We start from the raw sequence: 18,894 nt of genomic DNA, 5'->3' as shown, positions 1-18,894 counted from the left end.
ATATGAACGTGTTTTTTCTGAGGCACAGGAAACTTCATATCTGGCTGCTGGCGGAGCTGGCGATTCTGGGAGTTTTTCTCGCCGTCCAAAAAAACGGGGTCTGGATGACCGCGCTGACGCAGCGCGTCTCCAATCCCTTTCGTCGGGCATTGGGGACTCTCAGCTATCGCGTGCGCTTTTCCGTGATGGAGGTTCTGTGCATTGCGCTGTTGGTGTTTATCGCGGCGTACCTGATGGTTGGGATTGTCGCTGTCATTCGGGCGGGGAAACAAAGAAGCCGCCGGATTTACAGCATCCTTCTCGGCGCGGTGTGTACCGGGCTGACCATTTGGGGCGCTTTCTGCTGGCTCTGGGGTGTCCAATACGAGGCCGACGGATTTCAGGCCCGGTCCGGAATTTACGCAGAGGACGTGACACTCAGCGATCTGACTTCTGTGACGCAGTACTTCGCGGACCGGCTGGCGGAGACGGAAGGCCAGGTGGCGCGGGACAAAAATGGCCTTTTCGCCGTCTCTCGGGCGGACATTCTGACGCAGAGCACTCAGGTTTACGGTGCGGTTTCACAGCGGTTTCCTTTTCTTGCTTTTGACGATCAACCGCCAAAAGCCGTCCACTTCTCCCGCGTGATGAGCCTGTTGGATTTCACCGGGGTCTACTGCCCACTGACCGGCGAGAGCAACGTCAATGTGGACAGCCCCGCCGTCTTTCTGCCATCCACCATCGCCCACGAGCTGGCTCACCAGCGGGGCATCGCCTCGGAGCAGGAGTGCAACTTCATTGCCGTCCTGGCCTCCACCACGTGCAATTTGTCGGATTACGCCTATTCCGGCTGGCTCCTTGGCTACGTATACTTGGGAAACGCGCTGTACAGCGCGGACCGCGACCGCTGGCAGGAGATTTATGACGGTCTTCCCGAAAACGTCCGGGCGGATCTTCAGAACAACAACGCATACTGGGCGCAGTTCCGCAACTCCACTGTCAAAAAGGTCTCCAACAAGGTCTATGACCGTCTTCTGAAAAGCTATGGCGACGAAAACGGAATGAAAAGCTATGGGATGGTCGTGGATCTTCTGGTAGCGTACTACAAATAAACCGCCGCCCAGGCGGTGGTTTTTGCCTTTTGGTCCGAACTCAGGCGGGGTGATTTCTCCGCACCTCATTTCAACAACACAAGGCCCTTCTTGACTTTTCCCGGCCAAAGGCGATATGATAGTACACAAATCAAAGGCCTTCCGTTCCGGACTGGCCGCCGCAGGAAAGGAAGGTAACTGACATGGACATTTATGAGGAATATCAGGCAAAACTGCGCACACCGGCGGAGGCGGTTCAAGCCGTCAGGTCCGGCGACTGGGTGGACTATACCACCACTATGTGTTTTCCCATCCTGCTGGACGCAGCGCTGGCCGCGCGCAGAGACGAGCTGACGGATGTAAAAATTCGGGGAAATTTGATTTTCTCTCCCATTCAAGTGGCGGAATGCGACCCCTCCCGGGAGCACTTTTTCTACAACACATGGCACTGCTCCGCTTACGAGCGCAAACTCTGCGACAAAGGACTGTGCAACTATATTCCCATGATCTTCCGGAACGTAGTTTCCTATTACCGTCACTTTCTGACGGTAAATGTGGCCATGATGAGCGTGCCGCCCATGGATAAGCATGGGTACTTCAACCTCTCCTGCGCCACGGGCGTGGCGCGGGGAATTCTCGAAAAGGCGGATCTCGTCATTTTGGAGGTCAATGAGCATCTGCCCCGCATCTACGGCGGATTCGACGAGTCCATCCACATTTCGGAGGTGGACTGTGTGGTGGAGGGCGAACACGCTCCCCTGCTCCAGTTCCCCATCGCCAAACCCACGGAGGAGGATGTAAAGATCGCGGAGCTGATCGTGCCGCAGATCCCCTCCGGCGCCACGCTGCAATTGGGCATTGGGGGAATGCCCAACGTGGTGGGCTCGCTGCTGGCTCAGTCTGATCTGAAGGATTTGGGAATGCACACGGAGCTGTGCGGCGACGCTTACTACGAGCTGTTTCGCGCCGGCAAGCTTACTAATACCCGCTGCGCCATCCACCGCAACAAGGGCATGGCCGGTATCGTGTTCGGCTCTCAGTCCCTGTATGACTGGGTAAACGAGAACCCCGGCGTGGTGGTGGCTCCGCTGGAATACGTCAACGCGCCGGAGACCATCGCGCGGATGGACGACATGATCTCCATCAACAGCTGCATCTCTGTGGACCTCTACGGGCAGGTCTGCGCTGAAAGCGTGGGACTCCGACAAATCAGCGGCACCGGCGGCCAGCTGGATTATCTCACCGGCGCGGCGATGTCCCGCGGCGGCAAGGCGTTCATCTGCATGACTTCGTCATACATGGACAAGGCCGGTGTCCGCCATTCCCGCATTCTGCCCCACTTCGGCGGGGACATCGTCACCGACCCCCGCAGTCAGGCCTACTACATCGTCACGGAGTACGGCGCGGTGAATCTGGCGGGACGCTCCACCTGGGAACGGGCGCAAATGCTGGTTTCCATCGCTCACCCGGATTTCCGGGAGGACCTGATTGCCGCCGCCGAGCAGCAAAAGATCTGGCGGCGGTCCAATCGATAAACAGCTTCAGCGCCTCCATTAAATTCCCGCAATTGACTGGATTCCACCTTATAATATATCTCGGACAAACAGAAAAGCCCAGCAAAGGACGACGCATGCGTCGGCTTTTGCTGGGCTTTTATTTGACTGGCGCTGCCGCGATTCTGGTACTCCGGAAGAACCCGGAGAGAATTATTTCCCATCAGCTCCGGGAGATGTAACAGGTCTCAAACTCGGCGGTCGGCATGGGTTTTGAAAAGTAGTAGCCCTGAAGCAGCTCCGGGTGGTATCGGCAGACGGTCCTGCGGATATCGACTGTTTCGATTCCCTCAACGCAGACTTGAATTCCGGCCCGGTCGCACAGCTGAAAAATGTACTCGATAATGGCCTGATCCAGACTGCTATCTTTGATAGAGGCGACGAAGGTATGATCAATCTTGATCCACGGCGGTGCCAGCTCCCGCAGCATGGCAATGGAGGCGTACCCGGTGCCGAAATCATCCAGCGCCAGCTTGATCCTGTGTTCCGCAAAAAATTGGAAGTCAGCCTGCAATTGATCATACGCGGTTGCCCGGCAGCTTTCCGTAAGCTCCAGAATCAATCCATCGGCAGGCACACCGCTCCGCTCCAGTTCCCGAAGCACCATGTCCCGAAACCCGGGCCGCCGCATTTGCAGATAAGAAACATTGACGGAGACGGTAAAGCCGGGAAGCAGCTTTCTCCATTCGGCGGCCTGGCGCAGCGCGGTTCGTATGACCCAAGCGCCAACCTCATTGATGGAGCCGCTATCCTCCAGCACGGGGATAAAGTCCGCCGGAGTGACATGCGGCAGATTCGGGGCAGAAAAGCGCAGCAGTGCCTCAGCCCCGAAGACGGTTCCATCCGACTCGCAGATCAGCGGCTGATAATGCAGTGAAAATCCCTCGAAATCGTTGTAAATTGCTTTATAAAGGGCTTCCTGCAAACGAAAAAGATCCATTGCTTTTCGATGGAGATTTTCCGAATAATCGGCCATGCTGTCGTGTCCGTTCCTTTTTGCCTGTTCCAGCGCATATTCCGCTTTTGCGCGCAGGGCCTCAACCTTTTTCCCGCAAGTCGGATAGAGCACCGCACCGCAGGAAATGGAAATTCCAAACGCCGTTTTGTCAGTGAGGGGGAGAGCATGGGCAATATCTCGGACTCTGGAAAAAATCCTAGCAGCCTCTTTTCCCTCGTCTCCCGAAACAACGCAGGCAAACTTGTCCCCGTCCATCCGATAGAACGTGTAGCCCTGAAGCTTATGCATCTGCTGTCCCAGCGCACACAGCAACTGATCTCCGAAAACGAAGCCATACATATCGTTGATCCGCTTGAAGTCGTCAATGCCGAACAAAAGCAGAACGCCCCGTCGCCCGAGAGAAAGTTCCTTGTGCAGGCACCTTTGAAATTCAGAAGCGCTGAGCAGCCCGGAAACGGGGTCGAATACAGAGACACCGCCCAGATCGGTCATCATCCCGACGAACAGGCCGGGGGAACCGTCCGGATTGCTTTCGGCGGTTCCCTTGCAGTTGACCCATACATATTCTCCGCCGGCGTTGCGGGCGCGGTATTCGCAGTCGAATCGCTTGGATTCGCCGGTCAGGACTCTTCCGATGTCCTTCAAAAAGAATCGACGGTCGTCCGGATGAACATAGGAAGTCCAGACCTGCACCATATTCTCAATGTACTCGCCCGGAAGACCGAAGTAACTCACTGCGGCGGGGGACCATCTGGAACAGCCGCGTTTCAGATCAGCCATAAACAGGTACGGCTTCTCGGACGCGTTGCACAAAAGATCAAAAACGCAGGATTCCAGCATATTCGAATATTCCATTTCACCATCCCCTGATTCAAGCTGGCAGTGGATCGGGTTGTGTGCTAATACTATATCATCGTAGCACATTGCAGGAAAAAACACAAGATAGGCAAATGGGCTGTTCTCAGTCGCATGCACAGGAATAATTTCGCAGAGGTTCGCAGAAAAACCATTTTAGATTTTTCCAAAGCAGTTGCGTTACCTCTCCCAGATGCTTGTCCTTCCGTCAAGGGAGAGTTCTTTCGATGGGACCCCTGAAACGCTCAGTGACCCAGAAGTGGGGGTATCACAAATCGTGTCCCCCACTCCTGGGTATCATCGGTGCGAGTTTTTTTATCCGATCTACTTGAACAGCAGCTCATAGCCGTTTGAGCTCAATTCCCGTTCAATATCGTCCACATGCTGGGGGTTCCGGGTCTCCAGCACCATGGACACGATACACGCCCCCACATCGGAGTGTTTATCCTCCCGCGCATGGCTGACGCTGAGAATGTTAGCCCCGGTGTTGGCCACGATCTGAAGAAGTCCCAACAGGCTGCCCGGCTTATCCGCGATTTTTGCGGAGAACTCGGCGATGCGGCCCGATTTGGACAAGCCCTTCGTGATAATGCGGGACAGCGTGGTCACATCCACATTTCCTCCGGAGACAAGACACACGGTCTTCTTGTCGGTCACGTCTACCTTGCCGAACATGACGGCGGCCACCGGCGTGGCTCCCGCGCCCTCGGCCACAGTCTTCTGATCCTCCATCAGCGCCAAAATCGCGGTGGCAATCTCATCGTCCTTCACGGTGACGATTTCGTCTACATATTTTGCGCATAGCTCAAAGGTAAGATTCCCCGGCCTTTTCACGGCGATGCCGTCGGCAATGGTGGAAACGCCGGGCAGCTCCACCGGGTGTCCCTGCTTTTGAGAAATATACATGCTGGCCGCGCCGGACGCCTGAACACCCACCACCCGGCAATCGGGCTTCAGGCTTTTAATGGCGCAGGCCACACCGCCGATCAGGCCGCCGCCGCCGATGGGGATCACCACCTGCTCCACCTCCGGCAGCTGTTCCAGAATTTCCAGACCGATGGTTCCCTGTCCGGCCATCACCAGCTCGTCGTTGAAGGGATGGGCAAAGGTATAACCCTTCTCCTCCGTGAGCCGGGCAGCCTCCGCCGCCGCGTCGTCATATACGCCGGGAACCAGAACCACCTCCGCGCCATAGTTCCGGGTGGCCTCTACCTTACTGATGGGAGCACCGGCGGGCATGCAGATAATGGACTTGATGCCAAGTTTCGTGGCAGACAGGGCAATCCCCTGAGCATGGTTCCCGGCGGAGCAGGCGATGACGCCGCGCCCCCGCTCCTCCGGGGTCAAGGAGCGGATTTTATTGTACGCGCCCCTCAGCTTGAACGCACCGGTAAGCTGAAGATTTTCAGACTTGATGTATACGTTTTTTCCCAGCTTTTTCGCGGGATTCAGCGGCGTCACCCGGGCTACGCCCTTCAGCGCGGCCTGAGCATCCAGAATCATTTCCAAAGTCAGCATGATGTTTCCCTCCTGTACAATTATTTTGGGACCAACGACGGGCATGGGAAATACCGGCGCGCCTCTTCCGTTCTGCGCGCACGCAAAACGGGTCCCGTCAAAAATTCGCCGAAAGTAAAATATGTACTTGATGTGGGCACAAAGCTGCGCTTGTTTGTCCTTTACGTAATTATACGGTTACTGGGAGAAAATTTCAATACGCAGTACTTCCAAAGCTTTACACCACGGATAGGCATTCTTACGAAAAATTTCCGCCTATTTTGCCGTACGAGAAAGCAGGACCACAGCTTTCGCCGCGGCCCTGCTTTCTGTATGGACTCACCGCATCCTGCTGCGGCAAATCAAAAAGGTTAGAGGAGCGTAATCTTATTGCTTTGCATTCAGGGTCCTGTTAGCCACTCTGCGACGTCCGTACCAGAGGATCGCAGCCACGTAGGCCACAGCAGCGCAGAGACCGATGATGTAGGCGCCGGTCCACGGAATATGGAAACCGATCTTGGCGTTCATGATGTATGTGACGGTAACAAAGGCATAGAATGCGCCGGGGATCAACGGAACCCAGGCGAATTTGGCCTTGCCGTTTTCAAACATCCAGATGGTAATGGCCAAGAAGGCGAACAGGGATAGCGTCTGGTTGGACCATGCGAAGTAACGCCACAGGGTGCTGAAACCGGTGGGATTCGATTTGGCGAACACCAGAATCACAGCAACCAGCGCAAAGATGATGCCAGCCAGTGACAGGCGCTTGCCGTTGGAACTCTGATCCAGATGGAAAGAATCCGCAATGGTCAGGCGCAGAGCCCGCAGGGCCGTATCGCCGGAGGTGATGGGCAGAACGATGACGCCCAGCAGAGCGATCAAGCCGCCGGCGTTACCCAGCACGTTTCTGCATACAATGCCGATGGTATCGGTAGCCAGAGAGGGATTGGCCTCCTGCAGCCCCAGATTATAGACGCCCATAGCGCCCGCAGCCCAAACCATGGCGATGAAGCCCTCGAGGATCATCATGTTGTAGAAGGTCATGCGGCCCTGCTTCTCGCTCTTCACTGTGCGGGAAATGATGGCCGTCTGGGTGGAATGGAAGCCAGAGAGGATGCCGCAGGCCACGGTGATGAAGAAGATGGGGATAAAGTGGTTCTCACCAAAATAGTCGCCGTAGGCAATCAAGCCGCCGTTCCAGTCGTCCCACACGTTCATCAGGGGATAACCCTTTACAAACAGGCCAATAAACACGCCCACCGCGGAGAACAGCAAGATGGCACCAAAAACGGGATAGATCTTGCCGATAATCTTGTCGATGGGGAAGACGGTGGCGACCAGGTAATAGGCAAAGATGACACCGTAGATAACCCAGGTGGAAACGGAGGTTGCAGCGCCGTCAAAGCCGAAAACCTGCTTAGCGGCGATGTCTCCGGGGGTATAGATGAACACCGCGCCCACCAGCAGCAAAAGCACGCTGACAAAGACCTGATAGATGCCGTAAATTCCCTTGTTGCTGTACTTGCGGATCATGTCGGGCATCTGGCTTCCGCCGTCGCGCAGGCAGATCATGCCGGAAAAGTAATCGTGCATAGCGCCGCCGATGACGTTGCCAATGGGGATGGTCAAAAACGCGATGGGCCCGAACAAAATGCCCTGAATTGGCCCGATGATGGGGCCGGTGCCGGCGATGTTCAGCAGGTTGATCAGACTGTTTTTCCATTCTTTCATCGGAACGTAGTCAACGCCGTCCTGCTTGGAATAGGCGGGCGTCTCACGCCCGTCCGGGCCAAAGATCCTCTCGCAGAAACGGCCATAGGCCGCTGCTCCTCCCACGAGGATCAGTAGTCCAATGAGAAACGTTGCCATAAATACACACACTCCTTTTTTTGCCGCTCCCAGCGGCTTATTAGGTGTCTGTTAAAATCATAGCAGGTTTTCCAAGGATAATGCGTTCAGAAAACGTTAAAAACAATTAAGATTTCATTAGTAATGCTCTAATATTCGTTAAAATTTCGTTAATTAATATTTGCTTCTCGTTTTGGAGTAATTTAACCAACAGAAGCAGCCGTGGCTGGCCGGTGCTTCGCGAAAGGAACCGGGCTGGCTCCATCGCGCAAAGAACCGGTTTGCATCCCTGATTCCCGAATGCTCCGCTTGACTGCAAAGCTCTATTGCCTTGGCGGTTACCATTTTAGTAGGTCCCGGGGAAATTTTGCCGGATCTGCGCGCAAAAGCCCCGCTCCTTTCGGAGCGGGGCTTTTGTTATCTCAACACAGATGTGTTTTTGATAGAGCTAATCTCAGGAGAGATTAGGCGGTCACAGTTGCGGTGAAGGTATAAGAGGTGGTGGTAACGCCGTCAGCGGCAGTCACAACAACAGTGATTACGCTGTTGCCAGCAGCCACAGGCGTCACGGAGAAGGTGTTGCCGGAAGCAGCAGACACAGTTGCGGCTGCGGGAGTTGCACTCACAATGCTGGTCACAGTAGAGCCGGCAGCGGGAGTGAGAACAACTGCAGTGGAAGCAACCGTATTGTCAGCAAAGGTCATGTTGGGCAGAGTGCCCACGCCGATAGTCTGAGCAACGCCAGCATAAGTGACAGCAGTCAGATTAGAGGTGGAGTCCTTTGCATTGACAAGGACGATCTGAGCAACCTTGTACTGGTTGTCAGCGGCGGGCTTGTTGTTCAGGATAACCTTGACAGCAACCGTATCGGAGCTGGCAATCTCGGTGCAATCCTTCAGAGTCTTGCCGGAAGCAATACCATTATCGGTCAGGTCGATCCAGGTAGCGCCGGACAGGTTCAGAGAAGTGCCGCCCAGAGCAACGGTATTGGCAGCAGCAGTCATATCCTTCACATTATTCAGAGAAGCGATTGTCAGCAGGTCGTTGTTGACGGTGTTGACAGCACTCTTGCTCATGGTGAAGGTCAGAGCGGAAGTGGCAGAAGCAGAAGCAGTAACCTTCTTCAGGGTGTAATTGGTATCGCCCTTGGTGTAGGTTGCGAAGCTGCCGTTGTCGATCAGATCGGTAGAAGTGATGCTCTCCTCAGCGCCATTGATGTATGCGGTATAGGTATAGGTCTTGGTGCCGTTGGGAGCTGCACTGTTGGTCAGCTGCTTGACATACAGAACGCTATCGGACACAGCGTCAGAGGACTCGGTCATGACAACAATCGCCTTGACAGCATTGTCCTTGTTGACATACATCTGAGCATTGGCCAACTCGGCAGTAGTCACATTGGCCACACCGTTCTTGATGGTGACGTTCTTCACTGCGGTGCCCTTGTTGTAGGCAGCATCAGCGGTAACATCGGTATCCCAAGAAACGAAGATGGTCTTCACATCAGAGGCAACCGTGACGCCGTTCACAACGCTGGTGCTGGTCGTCAGAGCAGTGGTAGTGGTGGTCTTCCAACCAGCAGTATTAGAAGAATAGGGGGCGGCATCATGCTTCACAACGTACTCAGCAGAGCCGGTAGCGCCGGAAGTGGTGTAATTGATGACATCACCATACTTTGCGCCATCAACAGCCAAGGAAGAGCCAACATTAACGGTGATGATATTACCGGAGAAGTCATAGCCTTCCACGTAGTAAACCATCTTGCCGTTAACCAGAGACTGATAGAAGTTCTTGTAGATCATGAACTCAGAAGCAGCGCCGGTATCCTTGATGTAAGTGGCAAAGCCGTTGGCATCCACATACAGGGTGACGTCCTTCTTGGTGTTGGTCACGGTAGAGGCAGTCAGATCGGACAGATCCTTGCTGACAGCAGCCACAGAATACTTGGTGCCGGCAACAGTCACAGCGTTGGACGCACCACTGGATTTGGTGTACACGCTGGTCAGAGAGCCGGTGACCACGGTGGGAGCATAAGCCTGGAAAACTTTCCAGGAAGCAGAGGCAGAGGACTTGCAGGGGATGACCATGACATAGTCATCAGCCTTCATGCCGGAAACAGAAGCGAATGCATTGTCATCAGACATGACAGCGGCAACGCCCTGGCCGGAGGTGACCAGCTTCAGAGCAACCGTCTTGGAGGAAACGGAGCTGACCTGCATCAGCTGGGGCTGAATCACAACAATTGCGGAGATGGTATCAGCACTGTCGCCCTTGAAGATCTCGACGATGGTGCCGTTGCCAGTCAGCTTCTCAAGGCCCAGACCGTCCGTAGAGGCCAGAGACTTAACATTGCCGGCACCGTTCAGAGTGTAGGTGGCGGGAATGGTCTTATAGCCCTTCAGGCCCATGTTGGACAGAGCAGTATCCGCAGAGTCCTTGCCGGTATCGCCGACAGAAGCAGTGTACACGAAGTCAGCAGTCTTGGCAAAGTCGCCAATGGTGACCTTCTTGAAAGTCCAGGTGTTGGCGGGACGGCCGAAGTCATCATAGTGAGAGCCAGTCAGCATCTTCAGATCGCTGAAGTGCTCTTCGCAGAACTGATAGAGGTTATCGGGGGTGCCGTTCCAAGCCTGCGTGCTGGACTCGTTTTGGCGCTCGATCTTGGTAGCCTTGTTGTTGCCGACGGAGACGTTGATGTCTTTGCCGGTAACGTTGACAGAGCTGCCAGCATACTCAACCTCGGTGGCCTTCAGGGTGTTCAAAGCCAGCTGGCAAGCAGTCTGACGATCCACACCGGCATTGCCAGAGAAGCCAGAGATGTCGTTGAACAGGCCGGCAACATTGCCGATCTTGGCAACGTTCATGGTCCAGCCGGAACTGGTGAAGCCCTCAATTGCGCTGCTGTAACCCAGAGCGCCCAGCAGCATCTTGCTGAAAGCGTAGCCGGTCAGAGCGCCGGTGGGACGGAAGGTGCCGTCAGAGTAACCGCTGATGTAACCAGCAGTCTTGCAATAGCTGATGACGGCAGCAAAGGTGTTGGTCACGGGCACGTCCTTGTAAGGAGCGGCGGCGACCGTCAGGTTGGAAGCGGCCTCGGAGCCGATCATCAGAGAAACGATGATCTTGGCGGCGGCGCCGCGGGTCAGAGCCCCGGTGGGCTTAAAGGAACCGTCCTCATAGCCGGTGATAATGCCCAGCTTGTTGAGAACTGCGACTGCTTCCGAATACTGAATGTCACCCTTGTCGGTGAGATCCTTGTACTCGGTAGCGCCGGCGCCGATGGTGACCAAAGACATGGTCATAACCAGAGCCAGAACCAGAGAAAGGAACTTCTTCATGGATTTTCCTCCTTTAAAATTTGCCGCTTTTGCTGCGTTGCACGGCCTTTACCATTCGGTAATATGTACCTGTTTCGAAGCTTACACGGCATTATGTTTTGAACATCCAAGGAGGTCTTCCGTTGCCCGGCGCACATACCGTGGCTAGCCGGTCCCGTATCTGCTCCGGGAACTGAATAGGCCCCTTCTTCTGTTCATTGTGGATTGTAGCAGGTTTCTTTGGTGTATGCAACAAATTTTCCGATTTGTAATATACATGTAACACAGCGAACGGAATCGAAACGCGGCGAGACTTCATCACCACCCTTTGATTAAAGCAGCGAGTGGATCGCACCATCCATGCACTGATTGGGCGTAATGACCACTGGCATGTTCCGCGTGCTCATCAAAAGGCGGGAGCCAATATAGCCGCCAGGCTGCTCCGGAAACACGGAAGTGTCGTACATATTACCGAGGCCAGAGACAACCTTGACCAGAACAACCTTCCGCCGACCGGGTCTGGCAACATCGCAGAACTCCTCCTTGGTATAGGGCATATCGTCCAGCTGCCGCATCGCGCCGCGGATCTCATTGAGCAGTTGGTCGGCAGCCTGATGAGCGGCCTGAATGCCCTTGGCGGTGCGGCCCTCACCTTCCTCAAACAGGAAATCGATGTGCAGGATCACATCCGAATCAGCCGGAGTGCCGGCCTGATTCAGCTTGACCTGTTTTTCGAGAATTCCCTCAGAGGAGCCGATGTTGGAGGGCTGAAAGCCGCTGACATCCTCCACGCCTGTCAGCATGACGGTGACGCCGGTGAGCAAGTTCGTCTCTCCCTCGCCAAGGCTGCCGCGGGTTTTGCAGGCAATGGGCATATAGTCCAGATTGGAGTTTACGAAAAAGTTGTGCTCGCCCGGCTGGACAATCTGCACCGTCATGCTCTTGATCCGCGTCGTGGCTTCCAGAATTCGTTCCTCCATGCCCTTGCGCAGGGTCAGAACACCGCGGGTGACCGTTGTCCTGTCCCCGAACTCGACCTTGTGGATCGCGTATTTCTTTTGGGTCAGCCTCCGGAGCACGGTTTCCCCAGAAGGCTCCGCCAGTTCCTTCTTGCCCCATTTGTTCATTTTGTTTTTCAGCAGGGCGACCGCCTTCATCGCGTCGTAATCCGTCAGATTGTTGTCGCCTACGATGCAGGATTCATACCCGGAACTGTTCTTATTGAAATCGACAACGGTGTCCACATAGCGATTCGTACACACCAGACGCCCCTGCTGGCCGATATAGCTGATACCGATGGCGGGAATCCCTTTCAGCCCCAGCTGTTCAATTACATTGACAAAGTCAATGTGGTGGTTTCCCCAGCCGTCGATTGCGACGATCGCGCCGTCGGCGCGCATACACTCGGCAATGTATCCCGTTCTCTCCGCCGTAAATACCTTTTCGTCAAAGCCCTCGGAAACACCATTGATAATGATCCCATTGAACTCCAGATCCTTTTCCTTCTGAAGTACCAGCGAAACCGGGCAGCGGAAATGATGCAGCGTCGTCATTTTAATACTTGGTCCGAGTCCCATCATTTATTCCCCCATTTTATTCAAGTATTGACCGAAAGGCAGCGGGAGGGCGCAAATGATTTTTTGCACCCTCCCGCTTTTAAAGGTTTTAATAATTAGACGTTGTGCCTGTACTCATAGGGCAGCACCTTCAGGCCGTTGTAGCTCGGGCAGTCTCTGACCCACTCCAGGGTTTCCTTCAGAATAGCCGTCTGCATCGCGGGGTTGTTGGGCTCGCCGGCGTTGGAGCCGATGGGCACATGAGGCGCAGTGATCCGGGGAGCGCCCTGCTGGCGGGCGATGGGAGGCAGTGCCGCGATCACGCAGCAGCTCATGCCGGCTTCCTCGCAGCAACGAGTGACAATGGTGGCGGAACGATGGCAGGTGCCGCAGCCGCCGGTGCAAATAACAATATCCACGCCCTGCGCGGCCAGCTTTCTGGCAATCTCAGGACCGGTTTCACCGCGGAACTTCTCCACGTTGCCGCCGCCGCCCATGAAGGTATAGGTCTCTTCGGGCAGAGAGCCGATAAAGCCGGCCTTCACAAGCTCATGCAGACGGTCGATCGGGAACATGGCGTTGACGTCTTTGTTGATGTCGGAGTTATCAAAGCCACCGTGCGTCACCATCAGCTGGGAAGACGGGGTATCGAACCGCAAGGTGCGATAGGAAAAGTCACCGGAGGTATTAAAGGGAGTCTGATCCTTTTTGTGAATGCCGCCGGCCGTGATAAACGCGACTTTGCACTCACTGAGGGGCTTCTTCAGTTCCGTGAATACAGGCTTAGGGGTTTCCGGGACAAAAATCTCGGAACGCATTCCTTCCAATGTAGTTAATTTCATGGAATATTCTCCTCTTTGTTATTATTTCGTATGCGTGTGATGCGGAGTTGCAGTACCCAGTCAGGCCTGCTGCGCCGCTGCGCCGTTCTCCGCCCTGACCTGCATACGGCTCAGGTAGAATTCAACATTCTGACCGACCTCCAGCGGCACATCGGTAAACAGCCAGCGTCTTGGGACTGCAACCGTTCCCAGATCACTGTCGATCCGTATCTTTGCCGCTGTATCGTTCACTTCAATGATGCTGCCGCCCGTGAGACAGGGCTGAATCTCATGATTGCCGATTAATTCCGAAAGATCATAATCCAGCTTATCGGCTACAATCCAGATATAGCTGAAGTAAAATTCCACATTCTGTCCGGGATGAACCTGATCACCGTGCTCAAACAGGTTCTTTTTGACATAAAAGACACCCAGCCGACCGCGCAGATTGATCTTAATCGAATCGTCGAGAATCTCGTTTATCAGACCGCCCATGGGGGCAGGTTGAATCTGATAGCCGGGAGTGTCCATTAATGAAGCGTCCCGTTGTCCACCAGGACGGTCTCGGGCAGACCCATCAGCTTGTTGTTGGCGTTGATCACATCATGAGTCCACTTTTTCGGGGCGGCCTGCACTTCCACGCCGGACATTTTGTTCTTCAGCATCTGGATGGCGCGTGCAGCGACTTCCTTGGTCACGCAGGAGCAGCCGGCAATGTTGTTTTCAAAGCCGCCCTTGTCCATGTTCTCTTCGACCATGGCGCTTGCGTACTTGTTGCCGACGACCAGCTGGCCCTGATAAGCGCAATAGGAGACGCCGACGACCGGGATGCCGCGCTTGCCGGCTTGGCCGATGTGCTGAATAAAGTCGATGTGATTGTTGCCAAAGCCTTCGGTTGTGATGATGCAGCCGGCGATGTCCAGACCTTCCAGCATGGTGCCAAGCCGCTCGGAGACCCACATCTTTTCATCGTTGACTTGAGGAGAACCGACGAACACGACGCCGATCAAATCCAGCTCGGGATCGTCCGCAAGGCCTTCCACCAGGGGCTCACGGATGTAGTGGCGGGTCATTTCCTTGGTAGCCGGGCCAATGCAGGTCAGCGCATGAATGGAACCGTCGCGCACCTGATTCGGGGTCATGATCACAGGGACATTGCCGCAATCGACATTCTTCTGACCGCCCAGGACGCCGCAGGGCTCATTGGGGCAGAGAATGTTGTCGTGCATAGCGCCCTGGCCCATAATTTCCTTGACCAGAACAACACGGGGATTGCCCTTGCGGCGGACGTCTTCGCAGACTTCTTCCCGTACGACTTCGCCGTCATATTTCTTCAGCTCTTCGCGCAGCGCCTGAACAATGTAATCCTGGCACTTGTGAGCGGCAAAGGGGCCGGGACGAGTCATGCCGGTCAGTCTCTTGACCACGGCATGGCAGCGGATGATAATGTCGTTTGCATCCGCGCAGCCGGGATGACCGAAGAACATCTTTTCATCCAGATAGCCCTCGGAGGAACCGAACTCATGCACCTGCACACCGTCTTCGTCCACGCCGGTCAGCATGAACACGACGCCGTCGGCCACCTTGGTGACGCCCTCGCCGAGTTCGCCCTCGACCTTGGTAGCAATGGGGCAGATATCCATGATTGTCTCGGTATAGATGTGGCGCTCGTTGGGATGGATCACATCCAACGCGAGGCTGACGCAGAGGGGATCTTCCTTGACGGCATTATTCACGATGTCCTTGTCGATTGTGATCTTGCCTTCCTTGATGGAAGTCTCTTTGCCGATCTCGGCCTCTGTGATCTTCATATGGCGCTTGACCAGTTTCCGGATCACTTTCTTTTCGCCGGTCATCTCATCGGCCGCTGCGGGAGCAAAGCCCCCCAGTGCTACGCCGGCAGGGATATCCAGGGAAAGACCTTCCAGCTTGTTGATTTCAACATGAATCATTCCGTTACCTCCCACGCTTGTTTTGGCAGATGCCACAGGCGCTTTTTTCTCAGCTGCTGCGGGGGCGGGTGCCGCCACAGTCTCAACTGCATTGACTGAATCCAGAACTTCCTTGGTAATGGGCGTCAGTGCTTCCATGTCCGTCTTCAAGGTTCTGCCAATGACCTGCTCGATCGTCAGACCATCACTGGTGAGATTCAGCAGGCCGGCTTCCACCATGTCATCAAAAAGGCCTGGATCTTCCAGATCCGCCGCGCCGATCACGAGTCCCTTTTCTCTGCGACAGCAGAAGATGGCAGGGTCCTTCAGATGCTTCTGCAGTGTTTCCTGAGTAATTGACATATGCTACCACACTCCTTTTTTGTTCTATATCTCCACAGCCCCGAAAGGGAGCTGTAAAGGCTTAGTCCGCCTTGATTCTCCGGATCAGCTTGTGGTTGACCGCACGCAGGGCGCCGTCCGTGCAATGGAACACCGGCAACTTCAGCTGCGGTGCGCAGGACATAACCGTGTTGGTGCAATCCGTGCAGTTGCTGATCAGCAGCGCCTGCGCGCCGGCTTTTTTCAGCGCCATGACCTTCTGCACCTGCCCCGGGCAATGCCCCGGATTTTCACATTTCAGCACGCCGCTGTTCATGGTCTGCGCCTGCTTGCAATACTGCACATCCACCACAGTCGAACCCATGCTTGCGGCGATTTGCTCCAGCCGCTCCCGGTTGCCACCGCAGGCACAGACCAAAAGGCCCAGCTTTTCGGGCCCGGGCCAGAACACCTCTGCCGCGATCAGGCCACCGGTGGTTTTGAGAATGGGAGACTCCAGCGTGGTCCGCTTTCCGGTGAAGGGGCCGCCCATAATGATCTCGCCGTATTCCGGGCCAATGCCGCCGGCCTTTTCAAACACAGCGCTGACCGGAAGGCCCAGCGGTACATCGTGGAAAATTTTGATCATGCCGTCCCGCAGCTTACCCGCCACAGTCATGTCCTTATCGATCATGGGCTTTCGCAGATCCACGGCATCCCGGACTCTGCAAACAGTCTCCGCGTTGACTACGATGGCGTCGGCGGCCATGGGCAGCTGATCCACACCCAGCAGGATGTCCATCGTCTCCCTCACGATTGCCCGCTCCTCGCCCATCGGATACATATTGGGCAGATGTCCGATCGTGATCCGGGGATTGTCTATAGCTGCCTGCAACCGTTGAATGGCCGTGTCATGAATATCCTTGATGGCGATGATGCCCCGACCCGCATGCACTACATCCATCAGGATGTGGAGACCGCGCACCAGCCGGGCGGCGTCCTTTTCGATGGAATCGATATTATGGCTCAGGATCGGCTCACACTCTGCCGCATTCACAATAACGACGCCCTTACCGTCCTGAAACGGCGTCTTCAGTTTGGCATAGGTCGGAAAACCTGCGCCGCCCAAACCAACGATTCCGGATTCCCGGATCAGCTCCAGCGGTTCCTTCGAGGTCAGCTTGACATAATCATCTGTCTGCCGCTCATCCGCGGTGACCTGGATCCAGCTGTCGGAAACTTCCCGCACGGTGCCTGATGCGCTGGAAAACAAATTTGCGCTCAGTGCGTCCGCGGGTATGCGGGCAATCATTTGTCCCCGCAAAACTGTGTCGCCCGTTTGAACAATCGGCTCTGAAGGCGCGCCGACATGCTGCTTCAACGGGTAGGTAAATACTTGCTCCATTCCACTGTCTCCCTCCGACTTTGTTGTGCGATTTACTGATTATTATTTGTAATCTGTCTGAGTTTTTGTTGATTTCTTCCAGTGTTTCTACTATACTAATCTCGTAGATATTTGTAAAGCGACAGACTTTTCTTTTTGTTAGAAATAATATTCATATCTGAAAGCACAGAAGGGGGGATACGAAAAGTGGATTTAAATGTATATAAATTATTTGCTATGGTTGCGGAAACCGGTAATATTTCACGGGTGGCCGAGCTGACCGGCTATACCCAGTCCGGCATCAGCCATTCCATGAAACGGCTGGAGGAGGATCTGAATGTCCGGCTGCTGGTGCGGGATCGATACGGCGTTCATGTGACTCCCATCGGCATGGACATTCTGCAGCGGGTGCGGAAGGTACTAAACGCAAACGAGGAGTTAGAGCAGTTACTTTACGATGTACAGGGGCTGGAGGTGGGTTCACTGACCATCGGAGCCTTTTCCAGTATCGCCGTGAACTGGCTGCCGCAGATCGTGGGCAGCTTCAAGCATGCGCATCCGAACATCGCCATCAGCCTGAAAGAGGGCGGCACGGCCGAACTCCACAAGTGGATCGAGCAGCAGCAAGTGGACTTTGCGTTTTGCAATCCGTTGAAAAATCAGACCGCCGAATTTATCCCCTTAAAAACGGATGAGTTTGTTGCGATTTTTCCTGCGGACTATCCGCTGGACCCCACACTGACGGCTTACCCGCTGGAAAATCTGACCGGGCAGCCGTTCATTCTCTCGGAGCCCAGCTATGACTACAGCACAACGGATATGCTGCGTGAAAACGGCATTACCCCAGACATTCTCTTTTCCTCTCGGAACGACTATGCGATCATGTCCATGGTGGAGCACCACATTGGCGTCAGTATTCTGCCGGAGCTGATGATTGAGCAGAGAAAACCGCACCTGAAGTATCTGCCGCTGCAGCCCCGATACTACCGCAAACTGGGGATTCTGTTTTCCGCCCAAAAGGATCTGTCGCTGGCCGCGCAGACCTTTATCCACTTCACACTGGAGTATTTTCATCTGCCCGCCCGGAACCTCCGGGGATAAGCCACGGTGACAGAAGGACCAGGACCCTGTTCCCATTGTTCTCCTCTTTCATATCCATCGGCAGCAGCATGGTCGCATAGTCGCCATCTTCAATCATGTTGATTTTTTACATAAAAAGAGGGCACACCGTAAATCTGGTGTACCCTCTTGTATTCCGGGACTTCCTGCTCATGGAAGATATTTCGTGCCGAAAGAGTTAAACTCCCCCAGGCTTATTGCGTAACTTGATACCGTTTAGAGGACGGCGCTGGTATGGCTGATGTCGTCCAGCAGCGCAGAGATTTCATCAATTTTCCCCTTGATCTGCAGCATTTTATCCTTGGGCACGTTATACGTCATAAAAACATCCTTAACGCTCTGAATCGTGGAACATAGGGCCTGATTGACACTCGTAAACTCTGGAAATACATTGCTATTGCTTGCATTTTTAAATTGCTTCAAGTCGTCTTTGATGTACTGCACAATATCTTGCGGTTTAGAAAAGACGCCCGCGCCCGTGGAAAAAGGCTTTACCATTTGCAAAAAATACTGATTTTTGGAATTAATATTGTATACATAGAAAAGTTCTATTTGATCTAGATTGAAATGAATAAAGCTAACAAGACCATGCAGGTTGGTTACATTGGCTCCCATCTGCGTCAGCTGCATATCAACTTCCGCCAGATTAGCAGATAGATTATTCATG

The 18,894-nt window shown here is 54.5% G+C and carries 13 protein-coding genes; 3 read left to right on the top strand and 10 right to left on the bottom strand.

The features are described 5' to 3' along the window. Positions 1-2: 2 nt before the first annotated feature. A complete protein-coding gene (locus ABWQ15_RS09505) occupies positions 3-1,091 on the top strand; it encodes a DUF3810 domain-containing protein (RefSeq protein WP_353908536.1) in 1,089 nt (362 codons plus the stop codon). A 182-nt stretch (positions 1,092-1,273) separates the two neighbouring features. Continuing rightward, positions 1,274-2,605 carry an acetyl-CoA hydrolase/transferase family protein gene (locus ABWQ15_RS09500; RefSeq protein WP_353908535.1) on the top strand — a complete coding sequence of 444 codons (1,332 nt, stop codon included), beginning with the start codon at positions 1,274-1,276 and terminating at the stop codon, positions 2,603-2,605. A gap of 181 nt (positions 2,606-2,786) precedes the next feature. Here the strand turns inward: ABWQ15_RS09500 and ABWQ15_RS09495 are convergent, their stop codons facing one another. From ABWQ15_RS09495 to prdC, 9 genes are all read right to left on the bottom strand, one after another. Continuing rightward, positions 2,787-4,436 carry a bifunctional diguanylate cyclase/phosphodiesterase gene (locus ABWQ15_RS09495; protein ID WP_353908534.1) on the bottom strand — a complete coding sequence of 550 codons (1,650 nt, stop codon included), beginning with the start codon at positions 4,434-4,436 and terminating at the stop codon, positions 2,787-2,789. Positions 4,437-4,760: 324 nt separating this feature from the next. After that, positions 4,761-5,954, bottom strand: coding sequence for a threonine ammonia-lyase (gene ilvA, locus ABWQ15_RS09490; protein WP_353908533.1), 1,194 nt, complete (start codon positions 5,952-5,954; stop codon positions 4,761-4,763). A 366-nt stretch (positions 5,955-6,320) separates the two neighbouring features. Next, positions 6,321-7,802, bottom strand: a complete 1,482-nt coding sequence (locus ABWQ15_RS09485) for a carbon starvation CstA family protein (RefSeq protein WP_353908532.1) — start codon at positions 7,800-7,802, stop codon at positions 6,321-6,323. A 443-nt stretch (positions 7,803-8,245) separates the two neighbouring features. After that, on the bottom strand, positions 8,246-11,116 hold the full coding sequence (locus ABWQ15_RS09480) for an S-layer homology domain-containing protein (RefSeq protein WP_353908531.1): 2,871 nt from the start codon (positions 11,114-11,116) through the stop codon (positions 8,246-8,248). Positions 11,117-11,427: 311 nt separating this feature from the next. After that, a complete protein-coding gene (locus tag ABWQ15_RS09475) occupies positions 11,428-12,675 on the bottom strand; it encodes a glycine/sarcosine/betaine reductase component B subunit (RefSeq protein WP_353908530.1) in 1,248 nt (415 codons plus the stop codon). 92 nt (positions 12,676-12,767) lie between these two features. After that, the gene (gene prdB, locus ABWQ15_RS09470; protein WP_353908529.1) at positions 12,768-13,493 is read right to left on the bottom strand and encodes a D-proline reductase (dithiol) protein PrdB; all 726 of its coding nucleotides are present in this window, start codon (positions 13,491-13,493) and stop codon (positions 12,768-12,770) included. Positions 13,494-13,553: 60 nt separating this feature from the next. Continuing rightward, complete coding sequence (locus ABWQ15_RS09465) at positions 13,554-14,003, bottom strand: CBO2463/CBO2479 domain-containing protein (protein ID WP_353908528.1); 450 nt, start codon at positions 14,001-14,003, stop codon at positions 13,554-13,556. Next, entirely contained in the window at positions 14,003-15,766 is a 1,764-nt protein-coding gene (prdA, locus tag ABWQ15_RS09460) for a D-proline reductase (dithiol) proprotein PrdA (protein ID WP_353908527.1), read from the bottom strand. The genes ABWQ15_RS09465 and prdA overlap by 1 nt, the downstream gene beginning before the upstream one ends. A 61-nt stretch (positions 15,767-15,827) precedes the next feature. Further along, the gene (prdC, locus tag ABWQ15_RS09455) at positions 15,828-17,129 is read right to left on the bottom strand and encodes a proline reductase-associated electron transfer protein PrdC (protein WP_353908526.1); all 1,302 of its coding nucleotides are present in this window, start codon (positions 17,127-17,129) and stop codon (positions 15,828-15,830) included. A gap of 186 nt (positions 17,130-17,315) precedes the next feature. On the opposite strand from prdC, the gene ABWQ15_RS09450 reads away from it, so the two are divergent. Next, positions 17,316-18,209: a LysR family transcriptional regulator gene (locus ABWQ15_RS09450; protein WP_353908525.1), complete on the top strand. Its 894-nt coding sequence runs from the start codon at positions 17,316-17,318 to the stop codon at positions 18,207-18,209. 234 nt (positions 18,210-18,443) lie between these two features. Here the strand turns inward: ABWQ15_RS09450 and ABWQ15_RS09445 are convergent, their stop codons facing one another. Next, positions 18,444-18,893: a hypothetical protein gene (locus tag ABWQ15_RS09445; RefSeq protein WP_353908524.1), complete on the bottom strand. Its 450-nt coding sequence runs from the start codon at positions 18,891-18,893 to the stop codon at positions 18,444-18,446. Position 18,894 lies beyond the last annotated feature (1 nt).

The sequence above is a fragment of the Oscillibacter sp. genome (assembly GCF_040505565.1).
Classification (GTDB): domain Bacteria; phylum Bacillota; class Clostridia; order Oscillospirales; family Oscillospiraceae; genus Oscillibacter.
This window is presented reverse-complemented; position numbering and strand designations above follow the sequence as displayed.